Genomic DNA, 26,475 nt, shown 5'->3' with positions numbered 1-26,475 from the left:
CCGGCCGGTCAGGGTCGGGGCGTGGCACTTACTTGATGCGCTGACCCGGCTTGGCGCCGCTGTCAGGGCTGAGCAGGTAGATCTCCTCGCCGCCAGGGCCTGCGGCCATGACCATCCCCTCGCTCACGCCAAAGCGCATTTTGCGTGGCTTGAGGTTGGCGATCATCATGGTCAGACGACCTTCCAGCTTGCTCGGGTCCGGGTAGGCGGACTTGATGCCGGAGAACACGTTGCGCTGCTCGTCACCGATGTCCAGGGTCAGTCGCAGCAGCTTGTCGGCCCCTTCCACGGCTTCGGCCTTGAGAATCAGCGCTACCCGCAGGTCGACGGCGGCAAAGGTGTCGAAGTCGATCTCGGCCGACAGCGGGTCCTTGGTCAGTTCGCCGTTGCCGGTGACCACGCTGGTCTGGCTGGCGGCCAGGTCCTGCTTGGAAGCGTCGACCATGGCTTGCACCTTGACCGGGTCGATGCGGGTCATCAATGCCTTGAACGGGTTCAGCTGGTGGTTCTCGAGACGGCTCTGGTGGTCGTTCCAGGTCAGCGGCGCGACGTTCAGGAACGCCTCGGCATCGCTGGCCAGTTGCGGCAGCACCGGCTTGAGGAAGATCACCAGCTGGCGGAACAGGTTGATGCCCTGGGCGCACACGGCCTGCACTTCGTCCTGCTTGCCTTCCTGCTTGGCCAGCGACCACGGGGCCTTGTCGGCGATCCAGGCGTTGGCGCGGTCGGCCAGGCCCATGATTTCGCGCATCGCACGGGCGAAGTCGCGGCCTTCGTAGGCGTCGGCGATACCCGGTGCCGCAGCCAGGAAGGCCTCGGTCAGCTCCGGTGCGGCGTCGCCGGCCACCATCACGCCGCCGTTGCCCTTGTGGATGAACCCTGCGCAGCGGCTGGCGATGTTGACCACCTTGCCGATCAGGTCCGAGTTGACCTTCTGCACGAAGTCTTCCAGGTTCAGGTCCAGGTCATCCACGCCACGGCCCAGCTTTGCCGCGTAGTAGTAGCGCAGGTATTCCGGCGACAGGTGGTCGAGGTAGGTGCGCGCCTTGATGAAGGTGCCACGGGACTTGGACATCTTCTGGCCGTTGACCGTCAGGTAGCCGTGCACGTTGATTGCGGTCGGCTTGCGGTAGCCGGCGCCTTCGAGCATGGCCGGCCAGAACAGCGCGTGGAAGTTGACGATGTCCTTGCCGATGAAGTGGTACAGCTCGGCGCTGGAGTCTTTTTTCCAGTAGGCGTCGAAGTCCAGTTCCGGCGTGCGGTCGCACAGGTTCTTGAAGCTGGCCATGTAGCCGATCGGCGCGTCCAGCCACACATAGAAGTACTTGCCCGGCTCGCCCGGGATCTCGAAGCCGAAGTACGGCGCATCACGGGAGATGTCCCATTCCTGCAGGCCGGAATCCAGCCATTCGGCCAACTTGTTGGCCACGGCGTCCTGCAGTGTGCCGCTGCGGGTCCACTGCTGCAGCATGGCCTGGAAGTCGGGCAGCTTGAAGAAGAAGTGCTGGGAGTCCCTGAGCACCGGGGTGGCGCCGGAGATGGCCGACTTGGGGTTCTTCAGTTCGGTCGGCGCGTAGGTGGCGCCGCATTTTTCGCAGTTGTCGCCATACTGGTCGTCGGCCGCGCATTTGGGGCAGGTGCCCTTGATGAAGCGGTCGGCCAGGAACATCTGCTTGTCGGGGTCGAAATACTGGGTGACCGAGCGCGTGGCGATATGCCCGGCGTCACGCAGTTTCAGGTAGATCTGGCTCGACAGCTCGCGGTTTTCGTCGGCGTGGGTCGAATGGTAGTTGTCGAACTCCACCAGAAAGTCGGCAAAGTCGCCGCAGTGCTCGGCCTGCACGTTCGCGATCAGTTGTTCGGGGGTAATGCCTTCTTTCTCGGCGCGCAGCATGATCGCCGAACCGTGCGCGTCGTCGGCGCACACGTAGGTGCACTGGTTGCCGCGGTACTTCTGGAAGCGCACCCACATGTCTGTCTGAACGTACTCGAGCATGTGGCCAAGGTGGATCGACCCGTTGGCATAGGGCAGGGCGCTGGTGACGAGAATCTGGCGTGGCTCGGACATGGGGGCTCGGCTACTTTCGGCTACAGGGTATGAACGGTGATCGGCCACTATAAAACGATGGGAAATATATTTCACCCCATGGACGTATCTGCCGTTGTTTCACGGGTTAGCATAGCGACCTGTTTCATTCAGTCTTTTATCGGGAGTCTCCATGAGCGCCGTCACTCGCGCAGCGGTTGAAACCGTCCTTCGCCAATACACCGACCCTTACCTGAACCAGGACCCGGTCAGCGCCGGGTGTGTGCGCAGCATCGATATCCAGGGCGACCGGGTCAGCGTGGCCCTGGAGCTGGGCTATGCCGCCGGCCTGTTCAAGAACGGCTGGGCCCAGGTGCTGCAGACCGCCGTCGAGGGGATCGAGGGCGTGGCCTCGGCACAGGTCGAGATCACCTGTGTGATCGCCGCACACAAGGCCCAGGCGCAGATTCCGGGCCTGGCCAACGTCAAGAACATCGTGGCCGTTGCCTCGGGCAAGGGCGGTGTGGGCAAGTCCACCACCGCCGCCAACCTGGCCCTGGCCCTGGCCCGTGAAGGGGCGCGGGTGGGTATCCTGGATGCCGACATCTATGGCCCCAGCCAGGGCGTGATGTTCGGTATCGCCGAAGGGACCCGGCCGCAGATCCGCGACCAGAAGTGGTTCGTGCCGTTGCGTGCGCATGGCGTGGAAGTCATGTCGATGGCGTTTCTTACCGACGACAACACGCCGATGGTATGGCGTGGCCCGATGGTCTCCGGTGCGTTGCTGCAACTGGTGACCCAGACCGCCTGGGACAACCTCGACTACCTGGTGATCGACATGCCGCCGGGCACCGGCGACATCCAGCTGACCCTGGCGCAGAAGGTGCCGGTGGCCGGTTCGGTGATCGTGACCACGCCGCAGGACCTTGCGCTGCTGGACGCGAAAAAGGGTGTGGAGATGTTCCGCAAGGTGAATATCCCGGTGCTGGGCGTGGTCGAGAACATGGCCGTGCATATCTGCTCGAACTGCGGGCATGCCGAGCACCTGTTCGGTGAAGGTGGTGGCGAGAAGCTGGCGGCGCAGTACGGTGTGGAGCTGCTGGCTTCGCTGCCCCTGTCGATGCTGATTCGCGAGCAGGCCGACAGCGGCAAGCCGACTGCGATTGCCGAGCCTGAAAGTCAGATTGCCATGGTGTACCAGGAACTGGCACGGCAGGTGGGGGCGCGCATCGTGCTGCAGGAAGCGGCGGCGCCGGCGATGCCCAATATCACCATCAGCGAAGACTGAGTCGATACCCTCGCCTGTGTAGGAGCCGGCGTTGCCGGCGAAGGGCCCACTGCTTCACCAGGCAGGTACTGCGGTGTTGCCTTCGCCGGCAACGCCGGCTCCTACGGGCAGGCCCACCGGCAAGGCAAAAAAAAGCCCCGCCGGTGAGGGCAGGGCTTTTTTCAAGCAGTGAAGCGCAAGTTAGATAACTTGTACTTCTTCAGCTTGCATGCCTTTCTGGCCGCGGGTAGCGACGAAAGAGACCTGCTGGCCTTCTTTCAGGCTTTTGAAGCCGTCAGCTTGAATGGCTTTGAAGTGTACGAACAGGTCGTCACCGGATTGTGGGGTGATGAAGCCGAAGCCTTTTTCATCGTTGAACCACTTAACGGTACCGGTTTGGCGATTGGACATGGTCTGTCTCCTTGGACAAAGTTAATTACGGCTCAGGAAACGCCCTGGCCGAGACTGAGTGCAAAGAGGCAGAAAATTCATGAAGATGGGTTGATCGAGATCTTGCATCAGGTAGAGATTCTCAGTGACACGTGCAGCACAGTGGCGTCACCATAACCCTTTTTCCAGAACGTGCCAATGGTCTTGTTCAGCTTTCGTGCAATTCAAGACTGACGGCGCCGCGATACCCCGCGCAGGCCCCGTATGACGCGGATCTTGCCGCCAACACCGCACGGAACTTTGAACCCGGCGCCGGGCCCGGTAAGATGCCCCACAGAATTTCTTCACCACGCTATTTCAGGACACCCGCCATGAGCATCAAATCGGACAAGTGGATTCGCCGCATGGCGCAGGAACACGGCATGATCGAGCCCTTCGTCGAGCGTCAGGTACGCGGCGAAAGCGACAACCGGCTGATCTCCTTCGGCGTTTCCAGCTACGGCTACGACGTGCGCTGCGCCGACGAGTTCAAGGTGTTCACCAACATCAATTCGGCCACCGTCGATCCGAAAAACTTCGACGCCGGCAGCTTCGTCGACGTCAAGAGCGACGTGTGCATCATCCCGCCCAACTCTTTCGCCCTGGCGCGCACCGTCGAGTACTTCCGCATCCCGCGCAACGTGCTGACCATCTGCCTGGGCAAGAGCACCTATGCCCGTTGCGGCATCATCGTCAACGTCACCCCGCTCGAGCCGGAGTGGGAAGGCCACGTGACCCTGGAGTTCTCCAACACCACCACCCTGCCGGCCAAGATCTACGCCAACGAAGGCGTGGCGCAGATGCTGTTCCTGGAGTCCGACGAAGAGTGCGAAGTGTCCTATAAGGACCGCGGCGGCAAGTACCAGGGCCAGCGCGGTGTGACCCTGCCGCGCACCTGAGCCGACGAAGCGAGGGAATTACTCGCCGGCAAGGCACTCCAAGCAGATGAACCGTCCCGGCACGCCAGGAGGCGTGTCGGACTTCGCTCAGGAGCCGCCTATGAAACTCGACCCCTCAATCAGCGCCAAACTTGCCGTGCTGCAGCCCAATCAGATTGGGCTGGTGGCCTGGTCATTGCTCGCGCAGCCGCCACTGATGCAGGCCGGTGGCGTCCCCGGCCAGCCTGGCCCGGACACCCCGTCGCCGCCGCAGCCAGGCGATAACCCGCCGATGGAACCGGGTGAACCCACACTCCCTGATGAACCGCCACCGGCACCGGTTGCCTGAGCCTAGGGCTTGACCGGCCATACCTGCGCGTCTGCCGTCAGGTACACGCGCTCACCCGGCTGAGGCTGCACTGCCCAGCCGCCGGTGAAGTCCCCGAAGGCCGGCAGCAGGCCGAGCCGTTCGCCGATCACGAAGCAGGGCAGGCGCAGGCGTTGCCGCGCGCGCCCCCGCAGCACATACACCGGGTGTACGTGGCCGGCCAGCACCAGGTGCGTGGCATGGGGCTCGGGCTCGTGCTGCAAGGCGAACGGCCCCAGCAGCAGCGGGCCGTCAAGCACATCGATGCGCAGCCCCTCGGGCGGGTCGCCGGCATGCAGGTCGTGGTTGCCGCGTATCAGCGTGATCTTCAGCCGGGCGTGCCGTTCCCGCCATTGCCGCACGCGTTCCAGCGTGGCCGCGGCGCGGCCGGTGCGTGCGTGCAGAAAGTCGCCCAGCACGATCAGCTCTTCGCACGGGTAGCTGGTCAGCAGCCGGTCCAGGCGTTGCAGGGTCGATTGCGTGGTGCCGCGGGGCACGGGCAGGTGCTGGGCGCGAAATGCCGCCGCCTTGCCGATATGCACATCGGCCACCAGCATCACCCTGCGCGCCGGCCAGTACAGCGCCTTGTCCCCCAGCAGCCAGAGCTGCTCGCCCTGTACGTCGATGTTCAGGCAGTGACTCATTCAGCGCTCCCGGCTCGCGGCCTTTTCCAGGTCGGCGACCATGCGGGCGATGCGGTCGGCGAGCTTTTCCGTGCTCAGGGTTTCGCGCATGCCTTCCACCAGCAGCGGAAAGGCCAGCGGGCCCGGGCGCGCAAGCGGCTGCAGATGCAGGCGCAAACCGCCCAGCCGGCCCAGTACCTGCGCCAGCCGGTCGATCTCAAGCTCTGCGTTCAGCACCTCGTCACGGGCCTGGCCCAGCAGCAGGTTGCCCGCGTCGTGCTGGCGGAACACCTCGAAGAACAGGCCGCTGGACGCCTGGATCTGCCGGGTGCTCTTGTGCGAGCCGGGATAGCCGCCGAACACCAGCCCGGAGATCTGCGCGATTTCGCGAAAACGGCGCATGGCCATTTCGCCGGCATTCAGGCTGGCCAGCACGTCCTCGAGCAGTTCATCGGGGCTCAGCAGGTCCGGCAGCATGGCCGCCCACGGCACTTCGCCAGGGCACAGCAGTTCCAGGCCGTAGTCGTTCACCGCAATCGAGAAACTCGCCGGCTGGCGGCGGCTGTAGCGCCACGCCAGCAGGCTGGCCAGCCCAAGGTGGGTGGTGCGCCCGGCAAATGGATAGAGAAACAGATGGCAGCCCTGACGCGAGGTCCAGGTCTCGGCCAGCAGCATGTCGTGGGTGGGGATCACCGACCAGCGCCGCTGCAGCTCCAGCAATGGCTTGACCGCCTGCATGGCCGGCCCGTGGTAGCGACCGTGCGCGGCGCTGTCGAGCTGCTCGACCACGGCCCTGGCCAGCTCGCTGGAAAGCGGCATGCGCCCGCCGTTCCAGCGTGGTACGGCAGGTTTGCGTGCGGTGCTGCGACGCACATAGGCGGTCATGTTGTCGATGCGCACCAGCTCCAGCGTGCGCCCGGCGAACAGGAAGGCATCGCCCGGGCGCAGGCGGGCAACGAAGGCTTCCTCGACACTGCCCAGGTTGCGCCCGCCGCCTCCCTTGCTCCAGAACTTCAGCTGGATGCTCGCATCGCTGACGATGGTGCCGATGCCCATGCGGTGGCGGCGCGCCAGGCGCGCGTTGGCCACCCGCCATACCCCGTCCGGCGCTTCGATGACCCGGTGATAGTCAGGGTAGGCGCCCAGCGAGGCACCGCCGTTGCGCACGAATTCCAGCGCCCATTGCCACTGTTCGTCGCGCAGGTGCCGATAGGCCCAGGTGCTGCGCACTTCCTCGAGCAGTTGCGGGGGGCGAAACCCGGCCCCCAGGGCCATGCTCACCAGGTGCTGCACCAGCACATCCATGCACAGCGCCGGAGAGCGCCTTGCCTCTATCTGGCGTGCTGCCACGGCCTCGCGGGCGGCGGCGGCCTCCACCAGCTCCAGGCTGTGGGTCGGTACCAGGGTCACCCGCGAAGGGCGGCCCGGCGCGTGCCCCGAGCGCCCGGCGCGCTGCATCAGACGCGCCACGCCCTTGGCCGAGCCGATCTGCAACACCCGTTCGACGGGCAGAAAATCCACCCCCAGGTCGAGGCTTGAGGTACATACCACTGCCTTGAGCTGGCCCTGTTTCAGGCTCTGCTCGACCCAGTTGCGGGTTTCGCGGGCCAGCGAGGCGTGATGCAGGGCAATGATGCCGGCCCAGTCGGGGCGCGCCTCCAGCAGCGCCTGATACCACAGCTCGGCCTGGGCGCGGGTGTTGGTGAACACCAGACAACTGCTGCTGCGCGCCACCTCATCGCGCACCTGCGCGAGCATCTTGAGCCCCATGTGCCCGGCCCAGGGGAAGCGCTCGATGGCTTCGGGCAGCAGGGTATCGACCTCGATGCGCTTGTCCTGGCGGCCTTGCACCAGGCAACCGCCCTCGGGCAGCAGCACGTCGCGGGCATGCTCCAGGTTGCCCAGGGTGGCCGAGATGCCCCATACGATCAGGCCCGGGTGCCAGCGGCGCAGGCGCGCCAGGGCCAACTGCAGTTGTACACCGCGCTTGTTGCCGAGCAGTTCGTGCCATTCGTCCACCACCACCAGGCGCAGGCTGGCGAACTCGCTCTGCGCCGCATCGCGGGTCAGCAGCAGGGTCAGGCTTTCGGGGGTGGTGATCAGGGCACTGGGCAGGCGCCGGCTCTGGCGGGCACGCTCGGCGCTGGAGGTGTCGCCGCTGCGCACGCCCAGGCTCCAGTGAATCTGCAACGCGTCCAGTGGCGCCTGCAAGGCCCGCGCGGTATCGGCGGCCAGGGCGCGCATGGGGGTGATCCACAGCACTTGCAGCGGTGCCGGGTGCTTGGCGCGTGGCGTGTCCTGGGCATGGAGGTGTTGCAGCGCGGCCAGCCACAGGGCGTAGGTTTTGCCGGCGCCGGTGCTGGCATGCAGCAACCCGGATTCGCCGCGGGCGACGGCGGCCCACACGCGCTTCTGAAAGGCGAAGGGCTTCCAGCCACGGGTGGCAAACCAGGGGCCAGCAAGGTCGGACGGTTTACGCATGCCGGGGCCGCTTGTGGGCAGTGGGTGTGTCTTCACAGACCATCAATGCCCAGCATTAGTTTTAGCGGGTGACAATCGTCGGGTTATTTGAGGTTGCCACTCAGGAACTGGCGCAGCCGCTCGCTCCTGGGGTTGCCCAGCACATCGGCCGGTGCGCCCTGTTCCTCCACCAGCCCCTGATGCAGGAACAGCACCTGGCTCGATACCTGCCGTGCAAAGCTCATTTCGTGGGTCACCATGATCATGGTGCGGCCTTCCTCGGCCAGCCCCTGGATCACCCGCAGCACTTCCCCCACCAGCTCCGGGTCCAGCGCCGAAGTCGGCTCGTCGAACAGCATCACCTCCGGCTCCATTGCCAGCGCCCGCGCGATCGCCACCCGCTGCTGCTGGCCACCGGACAGGAACGCCGGGTACTGGTCTGCCACCCGGGGCGCCAGGCCTACCTTGTCCAGGTAGGCACGTGCCCGTTCCTCGGCCTCGTGCCGGCTTACCCCCAGCACCCGGCGCGGCGCCATGCTGATGTTCTCCAGCACGCTCAGGTGGCTCCACAGGTTGAAATGCTGGAACACCATGGCCAGGCGCGTGCGGATACGCTGCAGCTCGTCGGCATCGGCCACGCGCAGGCCGTGGCGGTCGTGCACCATGCGCACCGGCTGGCCGTCCAGGGTCATGCTGCCCTCGTCGGGCTGTTCGAGAAAATTGATGCAGCGCAGAAAGGTGCTCTTGCCCGAGCCACTGGCGCCGATCAGGCTGATCACGTCGCCGGTGCTGGCCTGCAGTGAAACGCCCCTGAGCACATGGTGCTCGCCGTAGCGCTTGTGCAGGCCTTCGATGGTCAGTTTGTACATGCACGGCCCCTCATGGCGATAACAGATAGCCGCTGCGGTACGGCTGGTTGCCCGCCACATGCGCAATCACCATGCCAGCGGTGGCCATGCGTCGCAGCGAGCGGGCATACAGCAGCCCGGCCTGCTGGTTGTATACCGGGGTCACGCGGTCGCTGAGCGGGTCGATCACCTCGGCGATCAGTTGCCCGGCCTGCACCGGCTGGCCCGGGGTGACATGAAACACCAGCAGGCCGCCCAGCGGCGTGGCCACCGGTTCGACCGCCGCCAGCGGCGTGGCCGGGTAGGGCAGGGGCGGCAAGGGGGCGGCTTCGCCCTCGATGGCACCGAAACGGGTCAGGTAGTTCAGGATCGCCTCGCAGTCGGTGCAGGCCAGCGGGTGGCTCACATCGCCCTGACCGCGCAGCTCCACCGTCACCGAAAAGCTGCCCTGGGGGATGGGGAACTGCTTGGCAAAGCGTTGCTGCAGCTGCCACCACACCAGGGTGAAACACTCATCGAACGACTGCCCGCCCGAATCGGTGGCCAGCAGGCTGGCCTGGGCCCCGAGGTAGCGCGACAGCGCCTCGACCCGGGGCCAGGCTTCCGGGGTGGTGTACAGGTGCGCGACGGCTTCGAAGTCGCAGTGCAGGTCCAGCACCATGTCGGCATCGCAGGCCAGGCGTTGCAGTACCAGGCGCTGGGATTGCAGCGGGGTGGCGGCGGGCTGCGCGTCCAGCGCCCGGCGCATGCACTCGCGAATCAGCTCGACGTTGTGCCGCGGGTCCTGGGTCAGGTGCGCCTCGATCTGGTCACCGATGGTGTCGCTCAGGTCGACGAAGTGGCGGTTGAAGTTCTCGCCGCTCTGCAGCTCGAAACGCCCCAGGGGCACGTCCATCAGCACCTGTTCCAGGCCCACCGGGTTGGCGATGGGCACCAGCACGATCTCGTGGCGCAGGCGGCCCTGGCTCTGCAATTCGCCCAGGCGTTGCTTGAGGTGCCAGGCCACCAGCATGCCGGGCAGCTCGTCGGCATGCAGCGAAGCCTGGATATAGACCTTGCCGGCACCGCGCGGGCCGAAGTGGAAGCTGTGGATCTGGCGGCAAATCCCCGGCACCGGGGCCAGGATGTCGTGGGTCTTGTGGTGCATGAACGGTCCTAGTGTGCGGGGCCGAGGAAGGCCAGCCAGCGTCGTTCGGCCAGGCGGAACAGGCCCACCAGTGCGAAGGTCACGCACAGGTAGATGATGGCGGCCGTACCGAACGACTGAAAGGTCAGAAAGGTGGCCGAGTTGGCGTCGCGGGCGACCTTGAGGATGTCCGGCACGGTGGCGGTGAAGGCCACGGTGGTCGAGTGCAGCATCAGGATCACCTCATTGCTGTAGTACGGCAGCGAGCGGCGCAACGCGGACGGCATGATGATATAAGCATAAAGTTTCCAGCCGCGCAGGCCGTAGGCCCTGGCTGCCTCGACTTCACCGTGGTGCATGCTGCGGATGGCGCCGGCGAAGATCTCGGTGGTGTAGGCGCAGGTGTTCAGGGCAAAGGCCAGGATGGTGCAGTTCATGGCGTCGCGAAAGAAGCTGTCGAGCAGCGGTTGCCCGCGCACCACCTCCAGGCTGTAGATGCCGGTGTAGCAGATCAGCAACTGGATATACAGCGGCGTGCCGCGAAACAGGTAGGTGTAGAACTGCACTGGCCAGCGCACCCACAGGCGCCGTGACACCCGTGCGATCGACAGCGGGATCGATACCACGAAGCCGATCAGCAGCGAGGCGCTGAGCAGCCACATCGTCATCGCCAGCCCGGTGATGTGGGTGCCGTCGGTATAGAGGAACGCGCGCCAGTATTCCTGCAGCAGCTCGATCATCGCAGTGCCTCCCGGGTGCCGACGTTGTAGCGCCGTTCGAGCCAGCGCAGGGCCACGTTCGAGGCGCTGGTGATCAGCAGGTAGATGAAGGCCGCCACCACCAGGAAGTAGAACAGCTGGTAGCTGCTCTTGCCGGCATCCTGGGCGGCCTTGACCAGGTCGGCCAGGCCGATGATCGACACCAGCGCGGTGGCCTTGAGCATCACCATCCAGTTGTTGCCGATGCCCGGTAGGGCGAAGCGCATCATCTGCGGGAACACCACGAAGCGAAACCGCTGAAAGCGCTTGAGGCCATAGGCGGTGGCCGCTTCGACCTGGCCGCGCGGCACCGCGAGGATCGCGCCGCGAAAGGTCTCGGTGAAATAGGCACCGTAGATGAAGCCCAGGGTGATGACCCCGGCAGCGAAGGGGTTGATCTCGATGTAGTCCCACTCCATGGCGTCGGTCAGGCTGGTGAGCCCGGTCTGCAGGCTGTAGAAGATCAACAGCATCAGCACCAGGTCGGGCACCCCGCGGATCAGCGTGGTGTAGAGCTGCGCGGGGATGCGTAGCAGCGGCAGCGCGGAGAGCTTGGCGCTGGCGCCGAGCAGGCCCAGGCCGACGCTGACCAGCAGCGACATGAAGGACAGTTGCAGGGTCATCCAGGTGCCTTGCAGCAGCAGCGGGCCGAAACCCCTGAGGCTGAAGGCGCCAAGGCCCAGGTGTTGCAGGAGGTCGTCAAGCATGGGGCGAGCCTGTGCGGGTGGGACCTTGGGTACGCGGTGCGTCAGCTCTTGCACGCACCGCGAACCCGTGTAGGAGCCGGCCTTGCCGGCGAAGAGGCCGGCCCTACTTGCCGCTGTACAGGTTCAGATCACCAAAGTGCTTCTTCTGGATGTCGGCATAGGTGCCATCATCGTGTAACGCTTTGATACCTTTGTTCAGCAGGGCCTTCAGCTCGCTGTTACCTTTCTTAATGCCCACCGCCGTCTTCGACGGCAGCAATTCGCTGTCCACCGGTTGGCTCACTTCGTAGCCCGCGCCCTGTGGCGATTTCAGAAAGCCCAGTTCGGCCTGCAGCATGTCCTGGATCGAGGCGTCCAGGCGTCCCGAAATCAGGTCGGCATACACCTGGTCCTGGTTCTGGTAGGCCTGGGTCTTGACCCCGGCCTTGTCCAGCACGGCCTTGGCATAGGCTTCCTGGATGGTGCCCTGCTCATAGCCGACGGTCTTGCCCTTGAGCGAGGCCGGGTCGGCGCTCATGCCTGCACCTTTTTTGAACACCAGTGCGGTAGGCCCGGAGAACAGCTCGTCAGAGAAGTCGATGACCTTCTCCCGCGCCGGGGTCACCGTCATGGACGAGATCACGCCGTCGAACTTGTTGGCCTTGAGGCCCGGAACCATGCCGTCGAAGTCGCTCTCGACCCACCTGCACTTGACCTTGAGCTCGGCGCAGATCGCGTTGCCCAGGTCGATGTCGAAGCCCACCAGGCTGCCGTCGGCGGCCTTGGACTCGAAAGGGGCGTAGGAGGGATCGACGCCGAAGCGCAGTTCCTTGTAGTCCTTGGCCAGGGTGTTGCCCGCAGCCAGGCACAGCGCCAGAGCAGACAGCGTCAGCAGAGCTTTTTTCATGGTGTGGTCCTTCAAGCGCAAGTGATGGGTGGCTGCGCAGCGTTACCGCTGGCCGCTCGACATCAAGCTCACAGCAATTTCCGCACCATAGTCCCAATTGCTGCGTTTCGCTTACCCCAGCAGCGACTGCAACGTGGCCAGGTCGTCCGCTTCGTCCACCGGTTTGTCCAGGCGCCAGCGCAGCATCCGCGGGAAGCGCACCGCAATCCCGCTCTTGTGGCGCTTGGACAGTGCGATGCCTTCGAAGCCAAGTTCGAACACCAGCGTCGGGGTCACGCTGCGTACCGGACCGAAGGTTTCCACTGTGGTCTTGCGGATGATTGCATCAACCTTGCGCATCTCTTCGTCGCTGAGCCCTGAATACGCCTTGGCAAAGGGCACAAGGCTACGCTGCGGGCTGCCGGCGGGGGCGTCCCACACCGCAAAGGTGTAGTCGCTGTACAGGCTGGCGCGCCGGCCATGTCCGCGCTGGGCATAGATCAGCACCGCGTCCACGCTGAACGGGTCGATTTTCCACTTCCACCACACCCCCATGTCCTTGGTGCGGCCCACCCCGTACAGGGCGTCGCGGGCCTTGAGCATCAGGCCCTCGACCCCCAGGCTGCGCGATGCCTCGCGCTGGGCGGCAAGCTCGGCCCAGGTGTCGCCCTGCAGCACCGGCGACAGGCGCAGCGCCGGGTGCGCAGTGGTCTGAACCAGCGCTTCCAGCTGCGCCCGGCGCTCGGCCTGCGGGCGGCTGCGCCAGTCGGCGCCCTGCCATTCGAGCAGGTCGTAGCCCAACAGCACCACTGGCGCATCGGCCAGGATCTTCTTGCCCAGGGTCTTGCGCCCGATGCGCTGCTGCAGCAGGGCGAAGGGCTGCACGCCGTCGCGCCACACCACGATCTCGCCGTCCACCACGCAGCCATCGGGCAGCACGGCGGCCAGCGCCTGCAGTTCGGGGAAGCGCTCGGTCAGCAGTTCCTCGCCGCGTGACCAGACCCACAGCTGGCCCTCGCGCTTGACCACCTGCGCACGGATGCCGTCCCACTTCCATTCCGCCTGCCAGGCCTGGGGCGGGCCGAGCAGGGCGTCGAACTGGTCCACCGGCTGTTGCAGCGCATGGGCCAGAAAGAACGGGTACGGCTGGCCGCCGCGCTGGGCATGTTCGTCTTCAGACTCGGCCGCGATCAGCTTGAGGTAGCCCTGGGCCGTGGGGCGGTGCGACAGGTCGGTGTAGCCCACCAGGCGCTGGGCCACGCGCTTGCTGTCTATGTCGGCCAGTTGCGCCAGGGCGCGGGTGACCAGCAGCTTCGACACGCCGACGCGAAAGCTGCCGGTGACCAGCTTCAGGCACACCAGCAGGCTCTGCCGGTCGAGCTGTGCCCACAGGGGCGGCAGGCGCTGCGCCAGGGTTTCGGGCGGCAGTCCGCGCAGCGGCAGCAGGCAATCCTCGACCCAGTAGGCCAGGCCCGCGTCGCTGCTGTGGGCGGCTTCGGGCAGCAGCAGCGAAAAGGTCTCGGCCAGGTCGCCCACGGCCTGGTAGCTCTCCTCGAACAACCAGTCGGGCAAACCCGACAGGCTGATTGCCAGTTCGCGCAGCAGCCGTGTGGGCACCAGCTGGCGCGGCCGCCCGCCGGCCAGGAAGTACACCGCCCAGGCGGCGTCCTCGGGGCTGGCGCTGGCGAAGTAGCGCACCAGTGCATCGCGCTTGGCGTTGCTCGAGGTGGTGGCGTCGAGCTGGCCGTAGAGTTCGGCGAAGGCCTTCATGCGCTGGCCTCGGTCGGGGCGCCTTCATCCTCGTCACCGTATTCGGTGACGAACGCCTGGGCATCCAGCCCGCGCTCGCACAGGTAGCGCACCAGCACGGCCACCGAGCCGTGGGTCACCATCACCCGCTGCGCCCCGGTCTGTTCGATGGCCCATAGCAGGCCGGGCCAGTCGGCGTGGTCGGAGAGCACGAAGCCGCGGTCCACCCCGCGCCGGCGCCGGGTGCCGCGCAGGCGCATCCAGCCGCTGGCGAAGGCGTCGCTGTAGTCGCCGAAGCGGCGCATCCAGCTGCTGCCGGCCGCCGAGGGCGGGGCCAGGATCAGCGCCTGGCGCATGCGTGGGTCGTGCTTGTCCATCTCGCTGGCATGCAGCGTGGCGGGCAGGGCGACACCCGCTTCGCGGTATACCCGGTTCAGCGGCTCGACCGCGCCATGCACCAGGATCGGCCCCAGGCTCGGGTCCAGGCCATGCAGGATGCGCTGCGCCTTGCCGAACGAATAGCAGAACAGCACGCTGGCCTTGCCCAGTGTGATGTTCTCGCGCCACCACGCATTGATCTGGTCGAAGATCTGCTGCTGGGGCTCCCAGCGGTAGATCGGCAGGCCGAAGGTCGACTCGGTGATGAAGGTGTGGCAGCGCACCGGTTCGAACGGTGCGCAGGTGCCATCGGGTTCGACCTTGTAGTCGCCGGACGCCACCCACACCTCGCCGCGATACTCCAGGCGCACCTGGGCCGAGCCCAGCACATGGCCGGCCGGGTGCAAGCTCAGGGCCACCCCGCCGTGGTCCAGGCGCTGGCCGTAGTCGAGGGTCTGCAGGTTGATGTCGGCGCCCAGGCGGCTGCGCAGGATGCCCGCGCCGGGGCTGGCGGTGAGGTAGTGGCGGTTGCCGTTGCGGGCGTGGTCGCCATGGCCGTGGGTGATCACCGCACGTTCAACGGGGCGCCACGGGTCGATATAGAAATCCCCGGGTGGGCAATACAATCCTTCGGGTCGTGCAATCACCAGGTCCATGCCAAGGCCGCTGCGCTGGGGGTTTAACCTAGGAGCGCGGCCGGGCCGGTGAAGTTCGATCCGAAAGCGTCGCCGGCGTGCTGCCGGCGACGCTGCAGGGGGGCTGCTTCAGTAGCGCGCGTCTACCGGGCGCCCGCCGTTGGGCCAGTCCTTGACCTTGTCGGGGAAGTCCGGGCGTGGTTGGCTGGAGAACCAGGCCGCCACGTCCACCGCGTCCTGGTCGGACAGGCCGCCCTGGCCGAGCGGGAACTTCTCGTGCATGCCGATCGGCATGTTGCGTTTGACGAAGGCGGCCGCGGTGTAGGTGCGCGCCATGCCGGCACCGATGTTGAACGACTGCTCGCCCCACAGCGGCGGGAAGATCCAGGTGCCGTCGGCACGGGTCAGGCCTTCGCCGTCGTTGCCATGGCACACCGCGCACTGCTGGGCATACACCTGCTTGCCGTTGTCCAGGTCGGGCTTGATCGACGGGTCGACCTTGCCTACACCGCGCCCTGGCACCTTGTCCTCGGGCTTGGTGTTGTTCTTCATCCACTCGAAGTACGCCACCATCGCCTGCATGTCGGCCCCTTGCGGTGGCAGCGGCGAGCCGCTCATCGAGCGCCGGAAGCAGCCGTTGATGCGCTCCTCCAGGGTGATCACCTTGCCCGCCCGTGGCGCATAGCCGGGGAAGAAGGCCGATACCCCGACGAACGGCGAACCGTCGGCCACGGTGCCGGCGTTCAGGTGGCAACTGGTGCAGTTGAGCGCGTTGCCGACGTTGTCGGGCAGCAGGTCACGGGTCTGCAGGTGCAGGCGCATGCCGCGCACCACCTCATCGGCATTGCTGGCCGCCAGCAGGTCGGCCAGGCGCGGGGTCTCGAAGGTCGAGGCGTCGCGATCCTGGGGCTTGAGCTGCTGGCGCAACTTGGCCACCTGCGCTGCGCTGATCGCCGAGCCGTCGTTGCCCCAGCTGCTGCGCACGAACGTGAGGATCTCGGCGATCTCGGTGTCGGTCAGGCGCGAGAACCCGGGCATGGTGTACACCCGCGGGTGGGCGACGGTTTCGGCGGTCTGCCAGCCGGTCAGCGTGATGTGCAGCAGCGAGGTCGGGTTGGCCGAGGCCACGCTGGGGTTGTGCGCCAGTGGCGGGAACATGCCCGCCACGCCGGCGCCGTCCGGGCGGTGGCAGTCGCTGCAGAACTGCGTGTAGCCCAGCCCGCCGCGGGTGGTGAACAGGTTGTCCGGCGCTGGGGCAGGGGTTCGTTCCACCATCGGCATCGGCAGGTCGTCCTTGCCCGGCGGCAACGACTTGAGGTAGCGCGCGATGGCGGTGAGGTCGGCGTCGGTGAAGTGCTGGGTACTGTGGGAGATCACCTCGGCCATGTTGCCCGACACCGTGGCAAAGCGGTTCTGCCCGGTCTTGAGCAACTGCACGGTGTCGTCCACCGTCCACAGGTTGCGCAGGCTCAGGGCGCGCCAGTGCTCCACGGTCTCGCCTGCCAGGAAGTGCTGGCCGGCGCTGCCGGCGTCGTCCATGGCCTTTTCCTGGAAGGCCACGCCGCGCGGGGTATGGCAGGCGCCGCAGTGGCCCAGGCCCTGTACCAGGTAGGCGCCGCGGTTGAGCTCGTCGCTGCGGGCCGGGTCGGCCACGAAGGGCTGCTTGTCGAGAAACACCAGGTTCCACAGCGACAGGCCCCAGCGCTGGCTGAACGGAAACTTCATGTCCGCTTCCAGGTTGGGCTGGTTGACCGGCTTCACGTCCTCCATCAGGTAGGCGTACAGGTCGCGCATGTCGCCTTCGGTCATTTTCGCGTAGGAGGGGTAGGGCATGGCCGGGTACAGGTTGGTGCCGGCCGCGTTCACCCCTTCGCGCATGGCGCGGTCGAACTGCTCGAAGGTGTAGCGGCCGATGCCGGTGACCTTGTCGGGGGTGATGTTGCTGGAGTAGATGGTGCCCATCGGCGTGGTCAGTTCGAGGCCGCCGGCCATCAACTCGCCGCCCTTGGCGGTGTGGCAGGCCACGCAGTCGCCCAGGCGGGCAATGTAGGCGCCGCGTTCGACTGCCGTTGCCGGGGGCGGCTCACTGGCAGAGGCGGGGTACGCAAACAGCAGCGTCGAGCCAAGCATGGCCAGACGCGATACAAGAGAAGCCATCGCAATCGTCCTTTGGATGCGGCCGCAGGTGGTCCTGTAGGCACGTATCCGCAATCGTTTTTATAGGGTCATCAGACAAACCCGGTTATAGCCGATGGACGAGGGTGGCACTTTGATATGGATCAGCGCGGGGCGAGAAGGGGGCTCGCCGCCAGGGCGACGGCGAGCCGAAGGGGTTACTTGCCGGGCACCAGGGTCAGGCGCTTGCTGCCGTAGGCGCGTTCGAAGTTCTGCGGCTGCATCGGGAAGGTCACGTAGCTGCCCTTGAACCAGGCATCCAGGCCGTCGGCGAAATGCGCGCTGGCCGGGTTGCCCGACTGCCCGCTGCTGCTCACCCCCTGCAGCGGCTCGGCCAGGCCGAAGTCGACCACCATGCGCATCGACGGCATCAGGCGGGCGTTGAAGTCCTGGCCCCAGGCATAGGCCGAGGCGTTGAGTGTGGTGTGGTCGCCGCCGGTGGCCAGCGGGCCGCGCTTGAGCGTGTCGCCCAGGCCATAGGGTGCGCTGACGGGCCAGTGGTACTGGTGCAGCTTGCCCCATTGCCAGGCCCGGCGGTCGGTGCCCATCTGCGCTTCGCCGGCGCTGATGGCCGCGGCCAGGCTGCGGGCCAGGATCGTCGGCTTGTCCTGCTTGCCCGGGCTGTTGCGGTCATCCCAGAACGGGCTGTCGTCGCGGCCCAGCAGGTGATCGGCCTGGGCCGAGTACGACAGCCGCGCATTGGCGACGAAGGCTTGCCAGCTCGGGCTGGTTTCAGGCCCCAGTTCATCGAGGAAGATCTGCCGGGCGCTTTGCTGCAGGAACAGCTCGTACACCGCGGCATCCGCCGATTGCGGGCTCAGGCGCCCGTCGAACGCCATCAGCCGGGTGTAGGCCTCGCGGGCGCGGGCCTTCTGCTCGGCGGGCAGGGCGTCGATGGCCTGCTTGAGCGGCTGGGCCATGCCGGGTGCTTCGAACATGGCCTTGAGCTTGGCGGCGAACAGGGTGGTCTGGTCGTACTGCATGGCGATCAGGCTGCGGCTGTCGTGCTTGCCGTTGCCGGCCAGCTGCGCCAGGCGTTCGGCACGCTCGGGGTAGTACCAGCTGTTGGACAGTTGCAGGCCATAGCCCTTGGGAATGCTGCGCTGGTTGGCATTGCCCAGCCAGCCTTGCGGCGGGTCCTGGTCGTAGGGGTGGAGCATGGCGTCGGCGTAGCCATCCCAGTCATAGCGCCCGTCGGCACCTGGGGAGGGCAGCAGGCCCTGGCCTTCGCGGCGGTTGGGGTAGCGGCCGGTAACCTGCCAGCCCACGTTGGCGGCGTCGGCGAACACCAGGTTCAGCGCGGCGGCGCCGATTTCGCGGCTGGCGTCGAAGGCACGTTCGACGCTCTGTGCCCGCGACAGGTCGAAGAACGCATCAAGGCTCTTGTCGCCCTTGAGTTCGGGCATCTTCAGGGCCAGGCCGAGGCTGCCCTGGGTGCCGGTCAGCAGGGCGCCGTGGCGGGTTTCGTACAGGGTTTCGCGTTGCGGGCGCTGGCCCTTGACGAAGTAGGTCTCGTTGCGCGCCTGCACCGGCTGCCAGCGGCCGTCGACTTCATAGAGCACGCGGTTGCCTTCGCGCTTGAGTTTTTCCAGGTACAGGTCCTGGTTGTCGCCCATTGCCGCGCTGCTGCTCCAGGCCAGCTTGCCGTTGAAGCCGGACAGCACGAACGGCAGGCCGGCCAGGCTGAAGCCGGCGGCCTGGTATTTGGTGGTACGTACCTGCACCGGGCTCAAGGCCCAGGCGCCCTGGCTGTCGCTGGCCAGCAGGCTGCGGCCGCTGCGGCTGCGCTGCGGGGCGATGGCCCAGTTGCTCGACGCCGGGGTGCCCAGCAGGTTGAGCGCGGCCAGTTGCTCGCTGACCTTGTTCAGTGTGGCCAGGCCCGGCAGCTGGCTGCCCGGGTTCAAACCCTTGAGCTTGTCGGCTTCGGCCATGGCCAGCGGTTCGTCCGGGTAGCTGGGCAGCAGCCACGGCAGTGTGTCGGCACCGACTTTCTGCGCCAGGGTCAGTGCGGCGATTTCTTCCTGCAGGTTCACCGACTGGCTGAAGCTGTACAGGCTGAAGATCAGCGCCGAATCTTCAGGCTTCCAGTACTCGGGGCGGTAGCCGCTCTGGGCCAGCGGGGCCGGCAGGCGGTCGCGGTAGCGGAACAGGTAGGCGTTGACCCCGCGTGCGTACACCTCGAAGAAGCGCTTGAGGCGCGGCGAGGCGTCGGCGTAGAGGTCGCTGGCGTTCTTTTTCAGGTTGACCGCGCGCATGAAGCGGTCGACCTCCAGCGCATCCGGGCCAGCCATCTCGGCCAGGCGCCCCTGGGCCAGCAGACGCATGCCGACCATCTGCCCGATGCGATCGCCCGCGTGCACATAGCCCAGGGTGAACAGCGCATCGTGGAAGCTGCTGCTCTCGATCAGCGGCATGCCCAGGGCGTTGCGCCGCACCGAGACGTTCTGTGCCAGCCCCTTGAGCGGTTGCACGCCGCTGGTGGGGAGGACGCTGTCCTGATGGTTGCCCAGTTGGCAACCGCCCAGGCTGAGCAGCCCGAGCAGGGTCGCGGCTACGCCGAACCGGGGTAGAACGGGGGAAAGGGCTGGCGAGGCCATGGGCAAGGCTCCTGCAGGGGATGGCGCTAAAAGGCGCTACGTTAGTGAGCGCGATCACGCCATGCAAGCGGGGGCGCGGGCTTTATTTTCAAAGTACCGCGCGGCCTTGTCGTGGTTCAGGCTGGCGGCGGGTTGATCTGCTCGACCAGGGCGTAGGCGCGCTGTGTGGCGGGGCGTGCCTGGATGCGCTGGAACCAGCCTTTGAGGGCCGGGAAGTCCTCCAGGTTCTGCTGCTGCCAGGTGTGCGAAACGATCCACGGGTAGATCGCCATGTCGGCGATGCTGTAGTCGTTGCCGGCGACGAATGGTCGGTCGGCCAGGCGCTTGTTCAGTACCCCGTACAGGCGCGCGGTTTCGTCCACGTAGCGCTTGATGGCGTAGGGGATCTTCTCGGGGGCGAAGCGGTTGAAGTGGTGGTTCTGCCCGGCCATCGGGCCCAGGCCGCCCATTTGCCAGAACAGCCATTGCAGGGCCTCCTGGCGGCCGCGCAGGTCCTTGGGAATGAACTGCCCGGTTTTTCGGCGAGGTAGAGCAGGATGGCCCCGGACTCGAACAGCGACAGCGGCTGGCCGTCGGCGGTGTCGTGGTCGACGATGGCCGGGATGCGGTTGTTGGGGGCGATTTTCAGAAAGTCTTCGGCAAATTGCTCGCCCTTGCCGATGTTGATCGGGTGAAGGGTGTAGGGCAGGCCGGTCTCTTCGAGAAACAGGGTGATCTTGTGGCCGTTGGGGGTGGTCCAGTAATACAGGTCGATCATGGTCACGCTCCGTTTGATGGTCGTCTGCTGGAACTGTGCTTGATGTCGAGGCGCAGCGTGTGTTGGAGCGGGTCAGGCCCGCTCCAACAGGGGAGGCATCAGGCCCCGTGGCACTTCTTGAACTTCTTGCCGTTGCCGCATGGGCAAGGGTCGTTGCGGCCAACGTCCTTCAGGGCATTGCGCGCAGGTTCCTGAGGGGCATGGTTGCAGTGCGGGCCATGCACATGGCCGTGGTCATGATCATGCGCGTGATGGTCATGATCGTGATTGCAGTCGGGGCCATGAACGTGGGGTTGCTGGGTCATCGAGGGTTACTCCGGAATGAGATCGGCGGGAATTATCTCACCCTTGCGCAACAAGTGCAGGTCGTGGGCAAAGAATAATCCGGTGCTCAGCTCACCTTCCAGGCGATAGGGGATGGCCTGATCGGGGCGCTTGAGCAGCTTGGCGATGGGCTTGAGCTGGCGCCACAGGTTGGTACGCACCGGTACCTGGATGGTGCGCCGACTGTGCGCGTCCACCCGAAACCACTGGCCGTGGTCGCCTTCGACCAGCAACAGGTCGGCCAGGTACACCGCGTAATGCAGGTTGCGCACCTGCAGGGTGCTGTCGTTGGGATTTTCGATGCGAAAGTGCAGGATGAACTCCTGCTGCATCAGTTTGGCACGCACCACTTCGACCTTCTGCAGATGCACTAGAGGGGCGGCCGTGTCGGTACTGAACCAAGACGCACAACTACTCAGCCCAAGCAGGGCGAGCAGCAACGCTGCTCTCATCCACCCTCGACTAATCATGCTGGTCTCCTTTTGACACATTAGTCTAGCTATCGAAAGAAGGCAGCGATGATCACGAGATCCGGCATCGGCGCGGCAGACGAGCATCAACAGTTCTTGGCGACCCCCAGAACTTGCATGGCCATTGCTTGGTCCCAGCCAAGATCTATCAAGTCATCTTCGTCCAGCGAATGCGTGTGCTCCTTGATGATCAGCAACTGGCAGATGAACGCACTGGTTGCGTACCAGTAGGCTCTGCCCTTTTTCTGATTCTCGCGGTATTGCCTACCCAGGTAATCACGAGGATCCAAATCGTTTTTTTTGAGTACTTCGGCCAGTTCATCGATGGTCCTGAGCCCCGCACGGGCGCAGAGTTGAATCAGCTTGGCAAGCGCATCACGCTCGTCCCGTTCGGTCCTGAAGGGGTCGTTGAATATGAAGTGTGCGGCGCGAGCCCTTTCATCCAGACTCCTTACAAGCGGCGACGCCTCGAGAAACTGGCTCAGTGACAGCTCATCCAACGGAATGCCTTGTGCGCTTTCCTTCAGTTTGTCGGCAATATCGGCGCTCAAGCTCTGGTACGCATTTCTTAGCGAAACGAACTCATCGTCGGCTATTTCGAACAGGGCCGAGAGTCGGCACAGTTTTCGTTTCAGTTGCTCGTGTGCGGTGCCTTCGCCCTTGTAGTCGAGTTTGTGGGAAACGGCTGCCCACGCGTGCTGCAACACGGTCCGCACCTGGATCTCGAAGCTCAGCCCTTCAACACCACTCACCTGGGCAGCGTCTGCCAGGTCGCTAGTGAAGGGTATGATGTAGTGTTGCGAGCGGTAGCCGAAGTGCGCCTCGTTTTCCGGCTTCTTGTTCTGCTGTTCCTGCGGTTTGCCAAAGCGAGCCAGCAAGGCATCGCCGATGTTATCCAGATCGGTCTCGTAGTAGGCAATGACTCTGAGGCCGACCAAGTCAGTGATATCGAGGAAAGGGTTCGAGTAGTCTTTTTCAGGTTTCAGGGCTTTTGTGATAAAGCTTTTTTCGTCCTTGGCCCGTGCTTCCACCAGATGAACGCTGATTTTATTGTCCTGCAGCGTCTTGGTGAGCTCCTCGCGCAAGTGCTCGGCACAGCGCCTGTACTGATCGAACTGTTGTCGATACCTTTCCCGCAGTATTCTTTCACGCTCGTCCATAGGCGGCATCGTCAAGCTCTCTTCGTTGTGGTTCAAACATAGCTGGCGCAGCACTTCTTGAACTTCTGCCCGCTGGCGCATGGGCAGGCGTCGTTGCGCCCGGCCTTGAGGCCCACCGTGGGGTCGATGAAGTACCAGTGCCCGCCGTTGTGCACGAAGGCCGAGCGCTCGCGGTGGCTGTGCTCGCCGTCGTTGTCGTGCCAGCGCGCTGTGAAGGTGACGAACGCGTGATCGGGCTGGCCGCCGAACACCTCGGCGCTCTCGACCTCCAGGCCCAGCCAGGTGCTTTGCGCGCTCCAGGCGGCAATGCCGGCGCGATCCAGCCCGGCCTGCTGCACCGGCAGGGTGGTCTTGATCAGGTAATCCACCAGCCCCAGCACATAGGCGCTGTAGCGCGAGCGCATCAGCGTCTGTGCATCGGGCGCCGGGTGGCCGGCATGATAATGCCCGCAGCAGGCATCGAGCAGGTTACCGCTGCCGCACGGGCAAACCGAGACACTCATTGCATCACCACCAGTACTTTCCAAAATTTTGCGGGTTGGCCCAGAACTTGGCGTTGAGCCAGTCGGGTACCTGTTTGTAGTCACGTAGATCATAGGTGAACAGGTTCAATACCTGCTCGTCACGTTGAAAACGCTCGCTGTCCTGCAGCGCCAGTGCGTAGAAGTCGGTGTCGCGCCAGCCGCTGGCCGCAAGGTCGACCAGCACCGCCACGCGGCTGGCGTTGAGGTTGCGAATGCCGCCGAGCAGTTGCAGGCCCTGCTGGTTGCTCAGGTGTTCCAGGCAGTCCACCAGCACCGCCAGGTCGAAACGCTGCGCGGCAAGCTCGGCCGGCAGCGCGCCGGGGCGGGCCACGGCGATCTGCGCCTGCGGGTGCGCGGCGGCGAAGGCCTCCAGTGCCGGAAACGACGTGCCCACCAGCAACAGGCGTTGCGGGGCATGGTGCTCCAGCAGGGCGGCGAGGGCCTGCTGGGGCGTGCGCGAAGAAAAACGGTCAGTCATCGAAGCTCCTCGGTAATGCGTCAAGACTAGCCGGCCCGGGACGCAAGGCATAGAGGCACGCGCAAAGCGCCATGGCTTATTGCTGGCGCAGATGGAATCACCGGTCTTTACTCCCAGAGCATCGGTTTTGCACCGATTCCCCCTAGGAGACGCGACAAAATGAGCATAGTTCGCACAGCATTGCCTCTGGTTCTGCTAACCAGCGTATTGACTGGTTGTGCAGGTTTGCAAAAAACCGACTGGCCGAAGTGTGCCGCCGTCGGGGGCGTTGGCGGTGCCGCCCTGGGCGCCATCGAAAGCTCCAGCTGGGCCGGCTGGGGCGCGCTGCTCGGCGGCGGTCTGGCGGCCGGTTACTGTTGGGCCCATGGCGACGGCGACGAAGACGGTGATGGCGTACCGGACAGCCGCGACAAGTGCCCGGGCACCCCGCGTGGCGTTCAGGTCGATGCCAACGGCTGCCCGCCGGAGCCGGTCGCGGTGGTCGAGGAAGTCGTGGTGGTCAAGGAAGAGGTCATCGTGATCCGCGATGTGCTGTTCGAGTTCGACTCGGCCAGGCTCACCACGGCCGACAAACTGCGCCTGGACAAGATCGCCACGCGCCTCAAGGCCGAAGCCCCGAGCGCACGCCTGAGCGTCACCGGGCACACCGACAGCCGCGGCAGCGATGCCTACAACCAGAAACTCTCGGAGCGCCGCGCCCATTCGGTGACCGACTACCTGGTCGAGAGCGGCATTGCGCGCAGCAGTTTCGTTTCGGTGCAGGGCGCCGGTGAAACCCAGCCGGTGGCAGACAACAACACCGCCGACGGACGCGCGATGAACCGCCGCGTGGAAATTCGCATCGATCGCTGAAGCCCTTGCGCCCCGCGGCTTGTGAAGTGTCGCGGGCGCGTCTTTACTCCTGTGTGACCGGTACTGGCCGGTGACACAGGAGCATTCCCCATGAATGTAATCACCAAGGCTGCGCTGCCCGTGCTCGTGGTCGCCAGCCTGCTGTCCGGTTGCGCCACCCACAGCGATGGCAGCGCCCCGTTGAACCAACGAACCTGGCCCCTATGCAGCCTGCTGGGCGGCGCCGTGGGTGGCGGCCTGGGCGCCATCGAAAGCTCTGCCTGGGCCGGTGGCGGCGCGGTGCTGGGTGCCATCGCCGGTGGCCTGATCTGCTTTGCCCAGGACGGTGACGAAGACGGCGATGGCGTGTTCGACCGCCGCGACCGGTGCCCCGATACCCCGCCCAACACCCCGGTGAGCCACAACGGTTGCCCGTTGCCCCAATACCCTCCGAGCGAGAAGGCCCCGGCGCCTGAGCCCGAGGTGATCACCCTCAACGACCAGGGCAGCGTGATGTTCGCCTACGACTCGGCCGAACTCACCCCGGCCGCCCAGCAGCAGTTGCGTACCCTGACCGGCAAGCTCAATGACCCGAGCGTGGCCAGCATCAAGGTGATCGGACACACCGACAGCCGTGGCAGCGATGCCTACAACCAGGCGTTGTCCGAGCGGCGTGCCAGCAGCGTGGCCGAGTACCTGATCAGCCAGGGCCTGGCACCGCAGAAAATCACCAGCCAGGGGCGTGGCGAGCGCGAGCCGATTGCCGACAACGAAACCGATGCGGGCCGCGCGCAGAATCGCCGGGTCGAATTGCACCTCAATTGATCGACAGCGGGGCTGGCATCCGGAGGGTGCCAGCCGGTAATGTGGCGTGCAGTGCCTGTGTCGCGTAAGCGGGCCGCCAAACAAGAAAACGCAACAACAAGGGGCGCGGGTATGAAGGCGTTGTGGGGGCTGGGCAAGGCCCTGACGGTAGTGTTCTGGTGGGTGGTACTGGTGAATCTGCTGATGCCGGCAGACAAGCCGTTCCACCAGCTGATCAACCTCGCGGGGGCCATGCTGCTGGTGCTGCACGTGCTCGAGGTGCTGATGTTCAACGGACGGTTGCGTGAGCGCAGCCATCGCTGGTTCGACCGTTTGCAGATTCTGCTGGTCGGCATCTTTCATATCCAATCGATACCGGCCCCGCGCCAGGAGGCTGGTCATGCGTAAGATCGTGTTGTTGGCAGCACTGTTCAGCCCGTTGGCCCTGGCCGATGCAATCAGCGTGGCGGCGCACTCGGTGCTGCGCCTGCCGAACAAGGCCAGCGTGGTGCACCTGCAGCGCCTGGAGGTGGCGGATTCGGCCACCCTGGTGCTGCCGGCGAGCCTGGTGGAATTGAAGGTGGATGAGCTGCACCTGGGCAACCAGGCGCGCATTGCCATCGTGCCGGCCGAGCATGCGCTGAGCATGGAAGTGGCCCAGGCGCAGTTGGGCCAGGGCAGTGAGATTGCTGCCCACGGTGCGCCGGGTACCTATGAGCGGGTCGCCAGGCCCGGACGTGACCTGAGCTTGCGCATTCAGGCGCTGGAGGCTTCAGAACTGGCCATCGACGCCCGTGGCGGCGCGGGGGCACCGGGGTATGTGGGGCTCGATGGCGGCAACGGCAAGGCGGGTGGTTGCACCTGGGGCCAGGCCAGCCGTGGCGCCAATGGCGACAATGGTGGCGATGGCCATGACGGGGCGTCCGGAGGCCGGGTGCGCCTGGCACTGCCGGCCAGTTTCCCGGCCGAGCAGATCAAGGTCAGGCTCGACGGCGGTGCGCCAGGGCTGGCAGGTGCGCCGGGCAAGCCGGGCGCAGGCGGGGCCAGCAAGGGTTGCCTGGTGTACCGCACCGATGCAGGGGCGACGGGAAGACCCGGGCAGCCCGGGCAACCGGGGGCGGCCGGGGCTGACGGGGAGCTGATTCTTCAGCGCCTCTGATCTTCAGGGCCGCTTCGCCGGCCAGGTCGGCTCCTGCAGGCAAACGTGGCCTTTGCAGGAGCCCGCCTTGCTGGCGAAGC

At 65.6% G+C, this 26,475-nt stretch carries 25 protein-coding genes and 1 pseudogene; 7 read left to right on the top strand and 19 right to left on the bottom strand.

The features are described from left to right. Positions 1 to 28: 28 nt before the first annotated feature. On the bottom strand, positions 29 to 2,068 hold the full coding sequence (gene metG, locus DN388_RS01870) for a methionine--tRNA ligase (protein WP_043861961.1): 2,040 nt from the start codon (positions 2,066 to 2,068) through the stop codon (positions 29 to 31). Between the two features lie 151 nt (positions 2,069 to 2,219). Between metG and apbC the strand changes: the two genes are divergently transcribed. Beyond that, complete coding sequence (apbC, locus tag DN388_RS01865; protein ID WP_058540969.1) at positions 2,220 to 3,314, top strand: iron-sulfur cluster carrier protein ApbC; 1,095 nt, start codon at positions 2,220 to 2,222, stop codon at positions 3,312 to 3,314. 180 nt (positions 3,315 to 3,494) lie between these two features. Here the strand turns inward: apbC and DN388_RS01860 are convergent, their stop codons facing one another. Continuing rightward, positions 3,495 to 3,704, bottom strand: a complete 210-nt coding sequence (locus DN388_RS01860; protein ID WP_008365925.1) for a cold-shock protein — start codon at positions 3,702 to 3,704, stop codon at positions 3,495 to 3,497. A gap of 350 nt (positions 3,705 to 4,054) precedes the next feature. Between DN388_RS01860 and dcd the strand changes: the two genes are divergently transcribed. Both dcd and DN388_RS01850 read left to right on the top strand, forming a co-directional pair. Then, positions 4,055 to 4,621 (top strand): dCTP deaminase, encoded by a 567-nt coding sequence (gene dcd / locus DN388_RS01855; protein ID WP_028943496.1) that lies wholly within the window; start codon positions 4,055 to 4,057, stop codon positions 4,619 to 4,621. A 100-nt stretch (positions 4,622 to 4,721) separates the two neighbouring features. Continuing rightward, positions 4,722 to 4,949 (top strand): hypothetical protein, encoded by a 228-nt coding sequence (locus tag DN388_RS01850; RefSeq protein ID WP_058540970.1) that lies wholly within the window; start codon positions 4,722 to 4,724, stop codon positions 4,947 to 4,949. A gap of 2 nt (positions 4,950 to 4,951) precedes the next feature. Here DN388_RS01850 and pdeM read toward each other — a convergent pair whose 3' ends face one another. The 17 genes and pseudogenes from pdeM to DN388_RS01765 all read right to left on the bottom strand — a co-directional run bounded on the left by pdeM (position 4,952) and on the right by DN388_RS01765 (position 23,601). Continuing rightward, complete coding sequence (gene pdeM / locus DN388_RS01845) at positions 4,952 to 5,611, bottom strand: ligase-associated DNA damage response endonuclease PdeM (RefSeq protein ID WP_254996559.1); 660 nt, start codon at positions 5,609 to 5,611, stop codon at positions 4,952 to 4,954. After that, positions 5,612 to 8,071 carry a ligase-associated DNA damage response DEXH box helicase gene (locus DN388_RS01840; RefSeq protein WP_254996558.1) on the bottom strand — a complete coding sequence of 820 codons (2,460 nt, stop codon included), beginning with the start codon at positions 8,069 to 8,071 and terminating at the stop codon, positions 5,612 to 5,614. It lies immediately after the preceding gene. 83 nt (positions 8,072 to 8,154) lie between these two features. Next, on the bottom strand, positions 8,155 to 8,919 hold the full coding sequence (locus tag DN388_RS01835) for an ABC transporter ATP-binding protein (RefSeq protein WP_254996557.1): 765 nt from the start codon (positions 8,917 to 8,919) through the stop codon (positions 8,155 to 8,157). A 10-nt stretch (positions 8,920 to 8,929) separates the two neighbouring features. After that, positions 8,930 to 10,045, bottom strand: a complete 1,116-nt coding sequence (locus DN388_RS01830) for a succinylglutamate desuccinylase/aspartoacylase family protein (protein ID WP_254996556.1) — start codon at positions 10,043 to 10,045, stop codon at positions 8,930 to 8,932. Positions 10,046 to 10,053: 8 nt separating this feature from the next. Beyond that, positions 10,054 to 10,764 (bottom strand): ABC transporter permease, encoded by a 711-nt coding sequence (locus tag DN388_RS01825; RefSeq protein ID WP_043861955.1) that lies wholly within the window; start codon positions 10,762 to 10,764, stop codon positions 10,054 to 10,056. Beyond that, positions 10,761 to 11,489, bottom strand: coding sequence for an ABC transporter permease (locus tag DN388_RS01820; protein WP_043861954.1), 729 nt, complete (start codon positions 11,487 to 11,489; stop codon positions 10,761 to 10,763). The genes DN388_RS01825 and DN388_RS01820 overlap by 4 nt, the downstream gene beginning before the upstream one ends. 103 nt (positions 11,490 to 11,592) lie before the next feature. Beyond that, positions 11,593 to 12,375: a transporter substrate-binding domain-containing protein gene (locus DN388_RS01815; RefSeq protein ID WP_043861953.1), complete on the bottom strand. Its 783-nt coding sequence runs from the start codon at positions 12,373 to 12,375 to the stop codon at positions 11,593 to 11,595. A 111-nt stretch (positions 12,376 to 12,486) separates the two neighbouring features. Beyond that, positions 12,487 to 14,124, bottom strand: coding sequence for an ATP-dependent DNA ligase (locus tag DN388_RS01810; protein WP_254996555.1), 1,638 nt, complete (start codon positions 14,122 to 14,124; stop codon positions 12,487 to 12,489). Continuing rightward, positions 14,121 to 15,137, bottom strand: coding sequence for a ligase-associated DNA damage response exonuclease (locus DN388_RS01805; RefSeq protein WP_078480563.1), 1,017 nt, complete (start codon positions 15,135 to 15,137; stop codon positions 14,121 to 14,123). The genes DN388_RS01810 and DN388_RS01805 overlap by 4 nt, the downstream gene beginning before the upstream one ends. Before the next feature lie 108 nt (positions 15,138 to 15,245). Next, positions 15,246 to 17,273, bottom strand: a complete 2,028-nt coding sequence (locus tag DN388_RS01800) for a c-type cytochrome (protein WP_253086738.1) — start codon at positions 17,271 to 17,273, stop codon at positions 15,246 to 15,248. 176 nt (positions 17,274 to 17,449) lie between these two features. Further along, on the bottom strand, positions 17,450 to 19,888 hold the full coding sequence (locus DN388_RS01795; RefSeq protein ID WP_254996554.1) for a penicillin acylase family protein: 2,439 nt from the start codon (positions 19,886 to 19,888) through the stop codon (positions 17,450 to 17,452). Between the two features lie 116 nt (positions 19,889 to 20,004). Further along, positions 20,005 to 20,645 (bottom strand): annotated as a pseudogene (locus DN388_RS01790) (glutathione binding-like protein). A 98-nt stretch (positions 20,646 to 20,743) separates the two neighbouring features. Then, the gene (locus tag DN388_RS01785) at positions 20,744 to 20,950 is read right to left on the bottom strand and encodes an SEC-C metal-binding domain-containing protein (protein ID WP_078480560.1); all 207 of its coding nucleotides are present in this window, start codon (positions 20,948 to 20,950) and stop codon (positions 20,744 to 20,746) included. A 6-nt stretch (positions 20,951 to 20,956) separates the two neighbouring features. Then, the gene (locus tag DN388_RS01780; RefSeq protein WP_123752788.1) at positions 20,957 to 21,439 is read right to left on the bottom strand and encodes an LEA type 2 family protein; all 483 of its coding nucleotides are present in this window, start codon (positions 21,437 to 21,439) and stop codon (positions 20,957 to 20,959) included. A gap of 86 nt (positions 21,440 to 21,525) precedes the next feature. Then, positions 21,526 to 22,680, bottom strand: a complete 1,155-nt coding sequence (locus DN388_RS01775) for a GTP pyrophosphokinase family protein (protein WP_082405708.1) — start codon at positions 22,678 to 22,680, stop codon at positions 21,526 to 21,528. Beyond that, positions 22,632 to 23,102 (bottom strand): YchJ family protein, encoded by a 471-nt coding sequence (locus DN388_RS01770; protein ID WP_054914735.1) that lies wholly within the window; start codon positions 23,100 to 23,102, stop codon positions 22,632 to 22,634. The genes DN388_RS01775 and DN388_RS01770 overlap by 49 nt, the downstream gene beginning before the upstream one ends. 4 nt (positions 23,103 to 23,106) lie before the next feature. Further along, positions 23,107 to 23,601 (bottom strand): DUF6231 family protein, encoded by a 495-nt coding sequence (locus DN388_RS01765; protein ID WP_043862630.1) that lies wholly within the window; start codon positions 23,599 to 23,601, stop codon positions 23,107 to 23,109. 159 nt (positions 23,602 to 23,760) lie between these two features. Here DN388_RS01765 and DN388_RS01760 point away from each other — a divergent pair, with 159 nt between their 5' ends. The 4 genes from DN388_RS01760 (at position 23,761) to DN388_RS01745 (ending at position 26,395) form a co-directional block, all read left to right on the top strand. After that, on the top strand, positions 23,761 to 24,453 hold the full coding sequence (locus DN388_RS01760) for an OmpA family protein (protein ID WP_043862629.1): 693 nt from the start codon (positions 23,761 to 23,763) through the stop codon (positions 24,451 to 24,453). Positions 24,454 to 24,543: 90 nt separating this feature from the next. Continuing rightward, the gene (locus DN388_RS01755; RefSeq protein ID WP_043862628.1) at positions 24,544 to 25,257 is read left to right on the top strand and encodes an OmpA family protein; all 714 of its coding nucleotides are present in this window, start codon (positions 24,544 to 24,546) and stop codon (positions 25,255 to 25,257) included. Positions 25,258 to 25,368: 111 nt separating this feature from the next. Further along, positions 25,369 to 25,644: a DUF1145 domain-containing protein gene (locus tag DN388_RS01750; protein WP_043862627.1), complete on the top strand. Its 276-nt coding sequence runs from the start codon at positions 25,369 to 25,371 to the stop codon at positions 25,642 to 25,644. Next, the gene (locus DN388_RS01745; protein ID WP_123752787.1) at positions 25,637 to 26,395 is read left to right on the top strand and encodes a collagen-like protein; all 759 of its coding nucleotides are present in this window, start codon (positions 25,637 to 25,639) and stop codon (positions 26,393 to 26,395) included. The genes DN388_RS01750 and DN388_RS01745 overlap by 8 nt, the downstream gene beginning before the upstream one ends. Positions 26,396 to 26,475: the final 80 nt, after the last annotated feature.

This window comes from Pseudomonas sp. S12(2018) (assembly GCF_024355235.1).
Classification (GTDB): Bacteria; Pseudomonadota; Gammaproteobacteria; order Pseudomonadales; family Pseudomonadaceae; genus Aquipseudomonas; species Aquipseudomonas palmensis.
Note: the sequence above shows the minus strand (reverse complement) of the source record. Positions and strands in the feature narration are given on the sequence as shown.

Bases quoted from the DNA above. Each gene is read 5' to 3' on its own strand.
- metG (WP_043861961.1), bottom strand. From the start codon at position 2,068: ATGTCCGAGCCACGCCAGATTCTCGTCACCAGCGCCCTGCCCTATGCC.
- apbC (WP_058540969.1), top strand. From the start codon at position 2,220: ATGAGCGCCGTCACTCGCGCAGCGGTTGAAACCGTCCTTCGCCAATAC.
- DN388_RS01860 (WP_008365925.1), bottom strand. From the start codon at position 3,704: ATGTCCAATCGCCAAACCGGTACCGTTAAGTGGTTCAACGATGAAAAA.
- dcd (WP_028943496.1), top strand. From the start codon at position 4,055: ATGAGCATCAAATCGGACAAGTGGATTCGCCGCATGGCGCAGGAACAC.
- DN388_RS01850 (WP_058540970.1), top strand. From the start codon at position 4,722: ATGAAACTCGACCCCTCAATCAGCGCCAAACTTGCCGTGCTGCAGCCC.
- pdeM (WP_254996559.1), bottom strand. From the start codon at position 5,611: ATGAGTCACTGCCTGAACATCGACGTACAGGGCGAGCAGCTCTGGCTG.
- DN388_RS01840 (WP_254996558.1), bottom strand. From the start codon at position 8,071: ATGCGTAAACCGTCCGACCTTGCTGGCCCCTGGTTTGCCACCCGTGGC.
- DN388_RS01835 (WP_254996557.1), bottom strand. From the start codon at position 8,919: ATGTACAAACTGACCATCGAAGGCCTGCACAAGCGCTACGGCGAGCAC.
- DN388_RS01830 (WP_254996556.1), bottom strand. From the start codon at position 10,045: ATGCACCACAAGACCCACGACATCCTGGCCCCGGTGCCGGGGATTTGC.
- DN388_RS01825 (WP_043861955.1), bottom strand. From the start codon at position 10,764: ATGATCGAGCTGCTGCAGGAATACTGGCGCGCGTTCCTCTATACCGAC.
- DN388_RS01820 (WP_043861954.1), bottom strand. From the start codon at position 11,489: ATGCTTGACGACCTCCTGCAACACCTGGGCCTTGGCGCCTTCAGCCTC.
- DN388_RS01815 (WP_043861953.1), bottom strand. From the start codon at position 12,375: ATGAAAAAAGCTCTGCTGACGCTGTCTGCTCTGGCGCTGTGCCTGGCT.
- DN388_RS01810 (WP_254996555.1), bottom strand. From the start codon at position 14,124: ATGAAGGCCTTCGCCGAACTCTACGGCCAGCTCGACGCCACCACCTCG.
- DN388_RS01805 (WP_078480563.1), bottom strand. From the start codon at position 15,137: ATGGACCTGGTGATTGCACGACCCGAAGGATTGTATTGCCCACCCGGG.
- DN388_RS01800 (WP_253086738.1), bottom strand. From the start codon at position 17,273: ATGGCTTCTCTTGTATCGCGTCTGGCCATGCTTGGCTCGACGCTGCTG.
- DN388_RS01795 (WP_254996554.1), bottom strand. From the start codon at position 19,888: ATGGCCTCGCCAGCCCTTTCCCCCGTTCTACCCCGGTTCGGCGTAGCC.
- DN388_RS01785 (WP_078480560.1), bottom strand. From the start codon at position 20,950: ATGACCCAGCAACCCCACGTTCATGGCCCCGACTGCAATCACGATCAT.
- DN388_RS01780 (WP_123752788.1), bottom strand. From the start codon at position 21,439: ATGATTAGTCGAGGGTGGATGAGAGCAGCGTTGCTGCTCGCCCTGCTT.
- DN388_RS01775 (WP_082405708.1), bottom strand. From the start codon at position 22,680: ATGCGCCAGCGGGCAGAAGTTCAAGAAGTGCTGCGCCAGCTATGTTTG.
- DN388_RS01770 (WP_054914735.1), bottom strand. From the start codon at position 23,102: ATGAGTGTCTCGGTTTGCCCGTGCGGCAGCGGTAACCTGCTCGATGCC.
- DN388_RS01765 (WP_043862630.1), bottom strand. From the start codon at position 23,601: ATGACTGACCGTTTTTCTTCGCGCACGCCCCAGCAGGCCCTCGCCGCC.
- DN388_RS01760 (WP_043862629.1), top strand. From the start codon at position 23,761: ATGAGCATAGTTCGCACAGCATTGCCTCTGGTTCTGCTAACCAGCGTA.
- DN388_RS01755 (WP_043862628.1), top strand. From the start codon at position 24,544: ATGAATGTAATCACCAAGGCTGCGCTGCCCGTGCTCGTGGTCGCCAGC.
- DN388_RS01750 (WP_043862627.1), top strand. From the start codon at position 25,369: ATGAAGGCGTTGTGGGGGCTGGGCAAGGCCCTGACGGTAGTGTTCTGG.
- DN388_RS01745 (WP_123752787.1), top strand. From the start codon at position 25,637: ATGCGTAAGATCGTGTTGTTGGCAGCACTGTTCAGCCCGTTGGCCCTG.